Genomic DNA, 11,418 nt, shown 5'->3' with positions numbered 1-11,418 from the left:
CATCACACATTAGGTTTTATGTTAAGATTATTATAGGCAAATTTTATGAAAGTAAAAGACGCAAAGCCACGGGCCTAAACCAACAACTAGTTGTCATGGCAGCCGGGCTGCCAAGATTTTTCTTGAATGGATCACTTTATTATCAATTTCTTGCCCCTTTTTAATTTGCCTAAAATTAAAACAAGGAGGGTTATGTATGTTCTTTCCAACCATTTATTCAGCTACTACGGATGAGAGACACATAGTTAAAGATAAAAATACTTGTGCATGCGGCACAAGATATAATGTATTCGCAATGTTGTCCAGAAGCGACCTTCGAAAGATCAGGTTCAAGCATTATAAAGAAGTGACATGTCCTAAATGTAAATCCAGCATTGATAAGGGTTAGCCCCTTAACAATGGTATGGGGTTCCTTACTTTTTAACCCTCACCACTTCCTTGTATAAAAAAAGGAATATATAGTTCCGGTAAAAAACACTCAATTACCTCATGCCCAATTATACTGACACAGTTAAAGCACTATCATTTTTCATTATATGAATAGTAAATGTACGGTCTGCCCTATAACTGGCTCGATTGATAAATCATCATGTGGTTTATAAGAAATCATTAGATTCTATCGCGTATCACTACCTTCTAAAGCCCATGTCTGGACTGTCATGAACCGGTTCCAATCGTTGGGGCAAAGCGTGTAGGAGCCCATTACGTCAAAAATGGCCAAGCCACTTTTTCGGAAATCCATTTCGATTGACATTATTACATGCATGCCCTGTATGCAAACATACTAAATGATCCAGCTTTCTAGTGGTACCGCCTACCTCCATATATAATCGGCTGTTATAAGATAATGATATATCCCTCCCAATACGAAGGTACGAGTTTATTTGCCCCCTCAACCGGTAATCTTCATATCATCCCTTTTAGTCATTCATTTTTTGGAGACCCTACCGAAGGTCAAGAGACAGTTTTCCGATTCATCCTATAGATGAATCGAGGCTTCTTCAGCCTTGGTTCCCTTACAAGATGGCTCAAGCACCTCTTGTATCAATTCTTCCCGCTTTAGGCATTTTACCTTCATTCAATTAGAAATGAATAGCCCTCGATTTGTCGTTTATATTATCCATATAGATAGAAAGAAGGACTCATGCTATAATTTAGTGCGTTAAAAAAAGAAATTTAACACACATATATAAAAGAAAGAAGGAGTGTTTCTTTGAATACATCTGCATACAAACAGGAATGGTTCGGCAACGTTAGAGGAGATGTCCTATCGGGAATTGTCGTTGCCTTGGCATTGATTCCGGAGGCGATTGCCTTTTCGATCATTGCTGGCGTTGACCCAATGGTTGGTCTATATGCCTCATTCTGCATTGCCATTGTCATCTCTTTCGTCGGCGGGAGGCCGGGAATGATATCGGCTGCCACTGGCGCAATGGCACTCGTCATGGTCGACCTTGTTAAAGATCATGGCTTGAACTATTTACTTGCTGCAACAATATTGACTGGTTTGCTGCAAATTTTACTAGGGGTCTTAAAAATCGGGAAATTAATGAAGTTCATCCCGAAACCGGTCATGACTGGTTTTGTGAATTCTTTAGCCATCTTGATTTTCACGGCACAGCTTACCCATTTCGTGGGCGAAACGTGGATCATGTATGTCATGACAGCCGTTTCATTAGCAATCATTTATCTTTTTCCGCTGATCACGAAAGTCATACCTTCACCACTTGTCGCCATCATATTCATGACGGTCGTTGCAGTTACCACAGGGGCTACGGTGCGGACGGTTGGGGATATGGGGCAATTGACCGAAGCGCTCCCGATGTTCATGCTTCCAGACATCCCTTTGACCTTCGAAACTTTGGCAATCATTTTCCCTTATTCCATTGCCCTTGCATTTGTTGGGCTGCTTGAATCGTTATTGACAGCTCAAATTGTCGATGAGATGACTGACACGGACAGTAATAAAAATAGGGAAGCCAAGGGCCAGGGGATTTCGAATATAATCGCCGGATGTTTTGGAGGCATGGCAGGATGTGCGATGATTGGCCAATCCGGTATCAACATTAAATCAGGTGGAAGGGGCCGGCTCTCGACATTTGTAGCGGGAGCATTCCTTATGGTATTAATCGTGGTATTGAATGATGTCCTTATTAAAATACCGATGGCTGCACTTGTCGCAGTCATGATCATGGTTTCAATCGGGACATTTGACTGGTCTTCCCTAAAGAGGCTCACTAAAGCTCCTAAGTCGGATGCAGCCGTGATGATCGTGACGGTCCTCATTGTTCTTTATACACATGACTTATCAAAAGGGGTATTTGCCGGAGTGCTTTTGAGCATGATTTTCTTCTCGGCTAAAATTTCTAAAGTGGCAGCAGAGAAAAAGGAAGATATCCAGGCTAAGAAAATCACTTATCGTATCAGCGGACAAATATTTTTTGCTTCTGTCCAGGACTTTGTTTCGAAGTTTGACTTCAAGGAAAAAGCCGATGCAATCGTCATCGACTTCTCCCATTCCAAGATCTGGGATGCTTCAGCAGTCGGTGCTGTTGATACGGTTATCCTTAAATATCAGCTTCTGGGAATACCTGTCCAAGTCCAAGGGCTCGATGAAGAAAGTTCGTCATTGCTTGAAAAACTCGCCACCTCAGAAAGTAAAATATCTTGAAGAAGTAACATTCTGCTGAATAGAAACTTTTCAAACCGACAAAATAGATAATATGAATCATTTCCTTTTGAAAGGAGCGAAAAGCATGACACCCGAGCAGGATTATACAGCAGCAAATCTGTCACCGGATTTATTGAATGAACTGAAAAGCTTTGAAAGCAAACTAGGCGAGGAAGCCAATAAAGAATTGATTGTCATCGCCTATGAAAAAGAAAAGGAAGCCTTGAATTAAGAAAAAAGACTCAAACATCCTTAATGGATGGTTGAGTCTTTTTTTGCATGTACAGTAAAAGGATGCCCAAATAATGAGCATCCCTTTTCCTTTATTACTTGCTGAATACGTCCGTTAAGACCGGAACGATTTGTTTTTTACGCGATACAACGCCTTCTAAGACGGCGATGTTGTTGTTTAATGAAACGTCGTATGCTTTTTCCACTGCATAAGCCGCTTTACCAAGAGCCAAGGCAACAGAATCATTAGTCAAGATATCCGTTACGACGAATAGGAATAAGTCCAATTCCTTGACAGCGATTACCGCTTCAATCGCCGCTTCCAATTCAGCTTGCTTAGCAAGGACTTCGTTTGGATCCACAGCATTTACTTGTGCAATCTCCACTTTAGCCAATCCCATGGAAAATTCCTTTGCATCAAGTGTGATGAGCTGGGCGATCGTTTTGTCGCTCAAGTCAGCTCCCGCCTTCAACATTTCCAAGCCATATGTTTCAGCGTCGACTCCCGCAATGGCAGCCAATTCCATAGCTGCTGCAACGTCTTGCTCCGTGCATGTAGGTGATTTGAACAATAAAGAATCGGAAATGATGGCAGACAGCATAAGACCTGCGATTGCTTTAGGAACTTCAATGCCGTTTTCTTTATAAATTTTATTTAAAATGGTTGCCGTACAGCCAACTGGTTCCGCACGGTAATATAAAGGATCGCTCGTTTCGAAGTTAGCGATACGGTGGTGGTCGATAACTTCCAACACACGGACTTGGTCAATATCTTCAGCACTTTGCTGGCGTTCGTTATGATCGACCAAGATTACGCCATCAGCTTCCCCTGCAACTTTTTCCACAAGACGGGGAGCATCGAATTTGAATTGGTCCAATGCATATTGAGTTTCACCATTCACTTCACCCAGACGAACTGGTTCAGCGTTGATACCTAACTGCTTTTTCAGATCTGCATAAGCGATTGCTGAACAGATTGTGTCTGTATCCGGGTTTTTATGTCCAAAAACTAATACTTTTTCCAAGATTTTATCCCCTTTTTCATAAATATTTTTCCGCGAATCCCCTCACCGCAATAAGGGAGAGCCACCTTTACTAGACACTTTATTTTAACACAAAATCCCGTAAAATCAGCGCTTGAATTATCCATTCCCCAATAAAATCTTTCATTCCTTCACCCTCTGCCATCACTTTGTCAATAGATAAGGGTTGGTTTTTTTCAAATATATTAGTTGAATTATCATCGTATATGGCTTACGATAATATAAGCAGAAATACTAGATATTGATTACATAATCTATACCAATAACTATATATAGAATTTTTATAATCCAAGGTGCCAGTGATGGCTGAAAAGGGAATCCGGTGTAAACCCGGAACTGTCCCCGCAACTGTAAATGTGACGAAATGAGAAACCCACTGTATAGCTCTCTATACGGGAAGGACTCAAAGTAGGATGATCATGAGTCAGGAGACCTGCCTTGAATTTTTCACGTTTCTTATTCTTCGGGGATTGAGATGATGAAACGATAGTATAACGGCTATTTTTTCATGGCTCTTTTATTCTATCGTTTGATCCGCTCAATTCTTTGGGCGGTTTTTTTATTTTAGCGGAAGTTAACAAGGAGGATTATTAATGACTCAAACATATAACTCTACCATAAGTGAAAATGAAACAGAAAAGAAATCCATCCAGCTTGAGATGTTATCGAAGGAATTCGAAGGCCGTCTCGATATGGAAAAGTTCAAAAAGCGTTTTACAAAATGGCTTGATCGCAAAAGTGACTCAACCGAAGAACAGGCATCAAAAAAACTGATTCAGCTCGCTCTTGAGGGTGTGGATATCGATGCTCCGGATTGGACATTCGTTGCCGCAGCAGAACTGTTGAATACAATGTATAGGGATGCACAAGCCAATCGAGGTTATGCAAGCAAGAGTTATGGCCCATTCTATGAGCTGATCACAGGTCTCTCCCAGCTTTCGGAAGGTCAGCGTTATCCAATTTACAAGCCAGAACTGCTATCTTCATATACAAAAGCGGAAATTGAGGAATTGGGCTCGGTGATCGACCCGGAAAAAGATAAATTATTCTCATACATAGGCATCTACTTATTGAACGACCGCTATCTGGCCCGCCCAAAAAAGGACAAGGTCTACGAACTGCCGCAAGAACGTTTCATGATCATCGCGATGGAAATCATGCGAATGGAAAAAACGGAGCACCGCCTGCAACTTATAAAAGAAGCATACTGGGCCATGTCCAACCTTTATATGACCGTTGCGACTCCTACACTCTCCAATGCTGGGAAAACACATGGACAGTTAAGCTCTTGCTTTATCGACGCGATTGAAGATTCCATTGATGGCATCTATCTATCAAACTACGATGCAGCAAAAGTATCTAAATTCGGCGGCGGTGTAGGCCTTTACGTTGGTAAGGTTCGCTCGCTTGGTTCTGATATCCGGGGTTTCTCTGGAAATAGTTCCGGCACGACTCCCTGGATTCGACTATTCAACCAGACAGCTGTAAGTGTCGATCAATTGGGTCAACGTAAAGGTGCCATCGCGATTTACTTGGATGCCTGGCATAAAGATATCATGAGCTTCCTCGATTTGAAGACACAAAACGGGGATGACAGATTAAAAGCCCATGATATATTTACAGGCGTTTGCATACCGGATTTATTCATGGAGGCTGTACGCGACAGAAAAGAATGGTATCTTTTCGATCCGCATACCGTCAAGCAAACCCTTGGATTTTCACTTGAAGATCTTTATGACGAGAAGAAAGGCGAAGGAAGCTTCAGGAAACATTATGCACTTGCTGTCGAGGCCGCAGAAAATGGCACGCTTCCAAACTACAGCTTTGAAAAAATCAATGCGATGGACATCATGAAAAGCATCATGATTTCTCAATTAGAAGAAGGCGTACCGTATATGTTCTACCGCGATGAAGTGAATCGGAAGAATCCCAATAAACATAAAGGTATGATTTATTGTTCCAACCTTTGTACGGAGATTGCCCAAAACCTAAGCCCTTCGACGATCACGGATGAATATGAAACAGAAGATGGAGATGTTGTTGTGGTTCGTAAAAGCGGCGATTTCGTTGTCTGCAACCTTTCATCCATTAACTTGCCACGGGCGGTGGGCAGCGATGTTTTGGAAAGATTGATTCCCATTCAGATCCGTATGCTGGACAATGTCATTGATGTGAATAATCTTCCTGTCAAACAAGCATCCATCTCGAACAAACGTTACCGGGCAATTGGTTTAGGAACGTTTGGATGGCATCATTTACTTGCCACACAGAATATTTATTGGGAATCCGATGAGGCTGTTCAATATGCCGATGCTTTATACGAAAAGATCGCTTACTTAACAATCAAGGCATCCAACGAATTGGCCAAGGAAAAAGGATCATACCCATATTTTGAAGGATCTGATTGGCATACAGGGGACTATTTCGAACTGCGTGACTATACAGATCAAAAATGGATGGATTTAAAAGCAGACGTACAGGAACACGGAACCCGTAATGGATATTTAATGGCGATTGCCCCCAATTCATCGACAGCCAAAATCGGTAATTCCACGGATGGCATCGACCCTTTGTATGAAATTGAATTTTACGAAGAAAAGAAAAACTTCAAATTCAAGGTGACCGCACCAGGCTTGACGCCAAATACGTATGAATATTATAAAAAGACGCGATTCAATTTGGACCAACTGGAAAGCATCAGGCAAAATGCAGCCCGACAACGCCATATTGACCAAGCAATCAGCTTTAATCTGTATGTACACAATACAATCAAAGCGAAGGTCCTGTTGGATATACATTTAACGGCATGGGAAAGCGGGTTGAAATCAACGTATTATGTTCGTTCGACTTCTTCCGAATATGACAATGCCTGCGAAAGCTGTTCAAGTTAACGACAATCAATCATGACCCAGTAATCTATTCTTAAAGGAGTTTTCACGAATGACCAATCATATCAAAAAAATTCGGATGCTCGAACCGACGCATCCAACCAAGGCAACCGGTGTTTTCAAAGGAGAAGCTTCAGGCTTCCTCCTTTGGAACGATATTCAGTATGAAAAATTCTATGATACCTATACACAGCTCATCAATAACTTTTGGAAGCCTTCGAGCGTGAACATGATTCAGGATAAAAAGCAGTGGGGCGAATTGGATGAAGATATCCAGGATGCTTTTCTCGATATCCTTACGATGATTGCTGGAATGGACAGTCTTCAAACGCCCACATTAGTAGAAATCCTTCGGTACATCAAAGATCCGGCGGCAAAAGCTATCCTGGCCAACATGGCCCAGCAGGAATCGATCCATAATGAGTCTTATTCCTATATCCTTGCTTCCTTGATTCCGGTAGGCAAGCAAAAACAGCTTTTCGACCGCATCAAAGAACATCCTGAAGTGATTAAGCGTAACCAACCGATCGTTGATGCTTATCAAACGTTCGTGGACGATCCCAGCCCACAGCATTTATTCGAGGCACTGATCCATTCAACGAACCTTGAAGGAATTTATTTCTATCTGGCTTTCGCCTTTTATTATAATTTAGGACGGCAAAATCTAATGACCGGATCCGCTACGATGATATCCTATATTCATCGCGATGAAATGGTACATTTCGATTTCATTGGAATGCTCATTCAAATCTTGATGTATGAATATCCTGAGTTAAATAATGAAGAAAACACGAAGTTCATCTATACAACGATTGAAAAAGCAGTCGAACTCGAAAAGGAATGGTCTGAATATATGCTCGAAGATATCCAAACCAAAGCCGATCTTGATTTGGAAGAATTCAATGAGTACATCGAATATATCGCCAACAAACGGTTACGTATGCTAGGCCTTGAAAATTTGTATAAAGAGTATGGCGAGAACCCGATGCCATGGATCAAAACGTTCGATGATGAATCCATCGGACTTACCAAAACCGATTTCTTCGAACAGAAGTCAAGGACATACAGTCAAGTAAATGCCAGCAATGGGTTCGATGAGCTGTAAAGTTGCCATTGTCTATCATTCTGCCGGCGGCAATACAAAAGCGCTTGCTGAAGCCCTCGCTTCCCTTTTACCTGAAGCTGGACTATATCGAATGAATGAATTCGATTCACGTACATTGCCAGATTACGATGCATTGATCGTCGGCACCTATACATGGGGCAATGGGGAGCTTCCCGCTAAATCAGCAGCCCTTTATAAAGAACTGGAACAGTTGCCTATTGCTCATCTGAAAACGGGAGTCTTCGGCACTGGTGAAACCAACTATAATCATTTTTGTGGGGCGGTCGATCATTTCCGGGACATGTTATTTGCCAAGAGCCAGTTATTGGTGACATTGAAGATAGAACAGATGTATCAAGAATCAGACTTGCCCAGACTTCAAAAGTTCGCCTCGCTATTCCAGAACTGACTGAAAGGGGATATGCATGCTCGCATATCCCCTTTCAGTGTTTAAAAAACTTGGCTCCCTCTATCATAGCAGCCGTAAGCATGTAGTATAATGGAAGAAAAAAGGAGATAATATCCAATGACTGAAAATATAACACAGTTCCTTCCTATCATTTTTATGCTAGTGCTTGTAGTATTCGTTATATTCATCGTCTTTTTCCTGTCAGGGCATTTTAATCGTTCTAAACGGATCGAAGAAAAATTGGACAAAGCATTAAAGGAAATCGCCGAAATAAAAGAAAAATAAAAAGACTCCAAAATCGGAGTCTTTTTTTTATATGCGTTCAATTATTTTTGAACGTTAGCTGCTTGTGGTCCACGAGCGCCTTGCTCGATTTCGAAAGAAACTTCTTGGCCTTCTTCAAGAGTTTTGAAGCCTTCTCCTTGGATAGCTGAGAAATGTACGAATACATCGTCTTGGCCTTCAACTTCGATGAAACCGAAACCTTTTTCTGCGTTAAACCATTTTACTTTACCTTGTACCATGATAGTTCCTCCTGTGTTTGGAAAAATCCATTTTATTACTATTTTTGGTTCTGGATAATGTTTCAAGAGGAATCCTATTACAGTAAATCCTTCTATCAAACTTTTCCGAACAAAAATAATTACTCATATTATATCATGGGAAATCCTAAAAAAACAAGATTATCGCAGTAAATCAACCGACAAATTATCCTAAAATTCTACATATTTCTCTTCTTGCTTTGTCGGAAGCCTTCGTCCAATAAGTAACGCTCCGCCTCTATCGGACTCTCGAAACATTCCTCAAGATTCGACCCTGAATAAACATTCCAAAGCAGGTCTTCCCTTTCAAGTGTAAGCTCTTGCTTTTCAGGGCCAATCCATGCCCCTTCCAACCTAGCGAACTCGTTTTCCTCTTCTTCGAATTCTACCGGAGGTTTTGATAGGTAATCCACGCTTTTTTGAATCAATTCTTTCAAATCCGCTTCATCATAGTCACGTATATTGATAAACCCTTTACGGTCAGTGTCTTTTTTTCTCATATGCCCAGCGTAAACGAATCCATTTCCATTGGGATGCAAGTGCTGAACGACGATTTTTTTCTCTTGGACGCTATCTGGATAATGGAAGTTCACACGTCCCAATGAAACGTCTTTTCGCTGTAATTCCGGAAAAGTTTCAATGATGCTCAATTTTTCTTCAAATGTTAACAAATTTCTTCCTCATTTCATTAGTTCATATTGTTTGTCGATTATAACATAGACTGATTAGAAACAATAATCCCCCTCTTCCATTATAATGTAATGAAAGGGAGTGATTTGATTGCTCATGACAATTCGGGACCTGGACTCCGATTATGGCCGGCAGCTTTTTAAACTTCAGAAAGAAGCCTATAAGGTGGAAGCGGAAATGATCGGCATTGCTGATATCCCTCCATTATTGGAAACATATGAACAATTCATTCATTGTCATGAAACGTTTCTATGCTTTTTAAAGGGTGGTACCTTAGCGGGTGCAATATCTTATACAAAAGAAAATGGTCAAATACTGATTTGCCGGATGGTCGTCCATCCTGATTATTTTCGGCAGGGTATCGCGGATGCACTGCTGCATGCTCTTCAATTACCCGGCGACTGGGAAAAGATATCCGTTTCGACCGGTAAAATGAACCTGCCTGCACGGAACCTTTACGAAAAAAACGGATTCACCCATAAAGAGGACGTAGAAGCCGCACCTTTCTTTTTCATAAGCATATTCGAGAAACAGCATTCATTTTATGTATGTCACGATAAAAAGCATAATGAATGAAATGACAATGATTACGGCAACCCATAGCCAGGCTAATGTCATATTCCCGGAGTCCATGGCGATATAAATCGCCGTCGGTATGGTTTGTGTCTGTCCGGGAATGTTTCCGGCAAACATGAGTGTGGCCCCGAATTCCCCCAATGCACGCGCAGAACTCAAGATGGCACCAGTGACGATGGATTTGACCGCCAATGGAAGGGATACATTCAGGAATAATCTCCACTCGCCGGCCCCGTCAACCCTTGCTGCATTTTCGATTTCTTCATCTATACCTTCAAAGCCCGTTTTAGCGGATTGGTACATAAGCGGAAACGCTACCACGGTAGATGCAATGACCGCCGCCCACCACGTGAACATCAGTGGCTGATCAAAAACCCTTTCAATCAATTGTCCCGGCATTCCACTCTTGCCAAAAATCACAATCAATAAAAACCCCACGACGGAAGGCGGCAAAACAAGCGGCAATAAAAACGCTGTTTCCAACAGGACTCTTCCCTTGAATTTCTTTTTAGCCATCATTCGCGCTAGGATAATTCCTAAAAAGAAAACAAGGATACCCGATAGTCCCGCTACTTGTATCGATAGCCTGACTGGTGACCAAAAATCCCCTGTCATGATACCATCCGCACAACACTGTTAAATAACGGCCTATGCAGGTCCTTTTTCGGCACCATTACCCAAACCGTTTCTTTTTCATTAAAGGCAGATTCCATTTCATTTTCTCCCTTTCTTTTTAAAATAACATTTAAGTTTATTTTTCTTGACATCTTGCTGACACAAAGGAACGTTAAAGTAAGAGTATCACAAATATAAAAATAATTTCATTCCAATAAACTTGAAAACTTTGAAGGAGTCGATTTTAATGGTAACAATTTATACTACCCCAAGCAGTTTAGCCTGTCGTAAAGCAAAAGCTTGGCTTAAGAAGAACGAAATTTCCTTTAATGAACGTAACCTATATTCCCAACCACTTTCTATAGAAGAAATAAAAGAGATTTTACGTAAAACGGAAGGCGGGACAGATGAAATCATCTCAACCCGTTCCAAAAAATTCAAAAGCCTGAATATCGATATAAATAATACACCACTTAATGATCTTTGCAAGCTTATTCAAGATAACCCGGATTTACTTCGCCGGCCAATCATTTTCGACCATAAGAACTTGCATGCAGGATATAATGAAGAAGAAATGGGACGCTTCCTTCCAAGGAAGGTCCGTCATGTACAATTATGGCGTGCAATCAGCCAATTGGCTTAATCAGT

Annotated in this window: 12 protein-coding genes and 2 riboswitches; of the genes, 8 read left to right on the top strand and 4 right to left on the bottom strand. The window is 41.3% G+C overall.

What is annotated here, in order from left to right; translation table 11 throughout:
* Positions 1–25: 25 nt before the first annotated feature.
* Positions 26–115: riboswitch (cyclic di-GMP riboswitch) on the top strand.
* A gap of 1,098 nt (positions 116–1,213) precedes the next feature.
* Together LQ188_RS15055 and LQ188_RS15050 are read left to right on the top strand one after the other, a co-directional pair.
* Positions 1,214–2,671, top strand: coding sequence for a SulP family inorganic anion transporter (locus LQ188_RS15055; RefSeq protein WP_101224251.1), 1,458 nt, complete (start codon positions 1,214–1,216; stop codon positions 2,669–2,671).
* Positions 2,672–2,756: 85 nt separating this feature from the next.
* Positions 2,757–2,903 (top strand): hypothetical protein, encoded by a 147-nt coding sequence (locus LQ188_RS15050; RefSeq protein WP_155726446.1) that lies wholly within the window; start codon positions 2,757–2,759, stop codon positions 2,901–2,903.
* Positions 2,904–2,997: 94 nt separating this feature from the next.
* On the opposite strand, the gene LQ188_RS15045 is transcribed toward LQ188_RS15050, so the two are convergent.
* Entirely contained in the window at positions 2,998–3,927 is a 930-nt protein-coding gene (locus tag LQ188_RS15045) for a manganese-dependent inorganic pyrophosphatase (protein WP_101224252.1), read from the bottom strand.
* Positions 3,928–4,219: 292 nt separating this feature from the next.
* Positions 4,220–4,401: riboswitch (cobalamin riboswitch) on the top strand.
* Positions 4,402–4,538: 137 nt separating this feature from the next.
* Between LQ188_RS15045 and LQ188_RS15040 the strand changes: the two genes are divergently transcribed.
* The 4 genes from LQ188_RS15040 to LQ188_RS15025 all read left to right on the top strand — a co-directional run bounded on the left by LQ188_RS15040 (position 4,539) and on the right by LQ188_RS15025 (position 8,632).
* Positions 4,539–6,836: a ribonucleoside-diphosphate reductase subunit alpha gene (locus LQ188_RS15040; protein ID WP_290370124.1), complete on the top strand. Its 2,298-nt coding sequence runs from the start codon at positions 4,539–4,541 to the stop codon at positions 6,834–6,836.
* Positions 6,837–6,885: 49 nt separating this feature from the next.
* The gene (locus tag LQ188_RS15035) at positions 6,886–7,938 is read left to right on the top strand and encodes a ribonucleotide-diphosphate reductase subunit beta (RefSeq protein WP_137023613.1); all 1,053 of its coding nucleotides are present in this window, start codon (positions 6,886–6,888) and stop codon (positions 7,936–7,938) included.
* Positions 7,910–8,347 (top strand): flavodoxin domain-containing protein, encoded by a 438-nt coding sequence (locus tag LQ188_RS15030; protein WP_230177290.1) that lies wholly within the window; start codon positions 7,910–7,912, stop codon positions 8,345–8,347. Before LQ188_RS15035 ends, LQ188_RS15030 begins: the two co-directional genes overlap by 29 nt.
* Positions 8,348–8,464: 117 nt before the next feature.
* Positions 8,465–8,632: a hypothetical protein gene (locus LQ188_RS15025; RefSeq protein ID WP_157831098.1), complete on the top strand. Its 168-nt coding sequence runs from the start codon at positions 8,465–8,467 to the stop codon at positions 8,630–8,632.
* Between the two features lie 41 nt (positions 8,633–8,673).
* On the opposite strand, the gene LQ188_RS15020 is transcribed toward LQ188_RS15025, so the two are convergent.
* Positions 8,674–8,871 (bottom strand): cold-shock protein, encoded by a 198-nt coding sequence (locus LQ188_RS15020; protein ID WP_028393295.1) that lies wholly within the window; start codon positions 8,869–8,871, stop codon positions 8,674–8,676.
* A gap of 197 nt (positions 8,872–9,068) precedes the next feature.
* Positions 9,069–9,560, bottom strand: a complete 492-nt coding sequence (locus LQ188_RS15015) for a hypothetical protein (RefSeq protein ID WP_101224256.1) — start codon at positions 9,558–9,560, stop codon at positions 9,069–9,071.
* A gap of 115 nt (positions 9,561–9,675) precedes the next feature.
* Between LQ188_RS15015 and LQ188_RS15010 the strand changes: the two genes are divergently transcribed.
* Positions 9,676–10,155 carry a GNAT family N-acetyltransferase gene (locus LQ188_RS15010; RefSeq protein ID WP_230177436.1) on the top strand — a complete coding sequence of 160 codons (480 nt, stop codon included), beginning with the start codon at positions 9,676–9,678 and terminating at the stop codon, positions 10,153–10,155.
* Here the strand turns inward: LQ188_RS15010 and modB are convergent.
* A complete protein-coding gene (modB, locus tag LQ188_RS15005) occupies positions 10,117–10,770 on the bottom strand; it encodes a molybdate ABC transporter permease subunit (RefSeq protein WP_230177289.1) in 654 nt (217 codons plus the stop codon). The genes LQ188_RS15010 and modB overlap by 39 nt on opposite strands.
* A 247-nt stretch (positions 10,771–11,017) precedes the next feature.
* On the opposite strand from modB, the gene spx reads away from it, so the two are divergent.
* Positions 11,018–11,413 carry a transcriptional regulator Spx gene (gene spx, locus LQ188_RS15000; protein ID WP_034314875.1) on the top strand — a complete coding sequence of 132 codons (396 nt, stop codon included), beginning with the start codon at positions 11,018–11,020 and terminating at the stop codon, positions 11,411–11,413.
* Positions 11,414–11,418: the final 5 nt, after the last annotated feature.

Origin of the sequence: Peribacillus sp. Bi134 (genome assembly GCF_918698065.1) — a bacterium.
Classification (GTDB): Bacteria; Bacillota; Bacilli; order Bacillales; family DSM-1321; genus Peribacillus.
The sequence above is the reverse complement of the archived record's forward strand: the minus strand, read 5'-3'. Positions and strand labels throughout refer to the sequence as shown.

Bases quoted from the DNA above. Each gene is read 5' to 3' on its own strand.
- LQ188_RS15030 (WP_230177290.1), top strand. From the start codon at position 7,910: ATGCCAGCAATGGGTTCGATGAGCTGTAAAGTTGCCATTGTCTATCAT.
- LQ188_RS15035 (WP_137023613.1), top strand. From the start codon at position 6,886: ATGACCAATCATATCAAAAAAATTCGGATGCTCGAACCGACGCATCCA.
- LQ188_RS15040 (WP_290370124.1), top strand. From the start codon at position 4,539: ATGACTCAAACATATAACTCTACCATAAGTGAAAATGAAACAGAAAAG.
- LQ188_RS15050 (WP_155726446.1), top strand. From the start codon at position 2,757: ATGACACCCGAGCAGGATTATACAGCAGCAAATCTGTCACCGGATTTA.
- spx (WP_034314875.1), top strand. From the start codon at position 11,018: ATGGTAACAATTTATACTACCCCAAGCAGTTTAGCCTGTCGTAAAGCA.
- LQ188_RS15010 (WP_230177436.1), top strand. From the start codon at position 9,676: ATGACAATTCGGGACCTGGACTCCGATTATGGCCGGCAGCTTTTTAAA.
- LQ188_RS15025 (WP_157831098.1), top strand. From the start codon at position 8,465: ATGACTGAAAATATAACACAGTTCCTTCCTATCATTTTTATGCTAGTG.
- LQ188_RS15020 (WP_028393295.1), bottom strand. From the start codon at position 8,871: ATGGTACAAGGTAAAGTAAAATGGTTTAACGCAGAAAAAGGTTTCGGT.
- modB (WP_230177289.1), bottom strand. From the start codon at position 10,770: ATGACAGGGGATTTTTGGTCACCAGTCAGGCTATCGATACAAGTAGCG.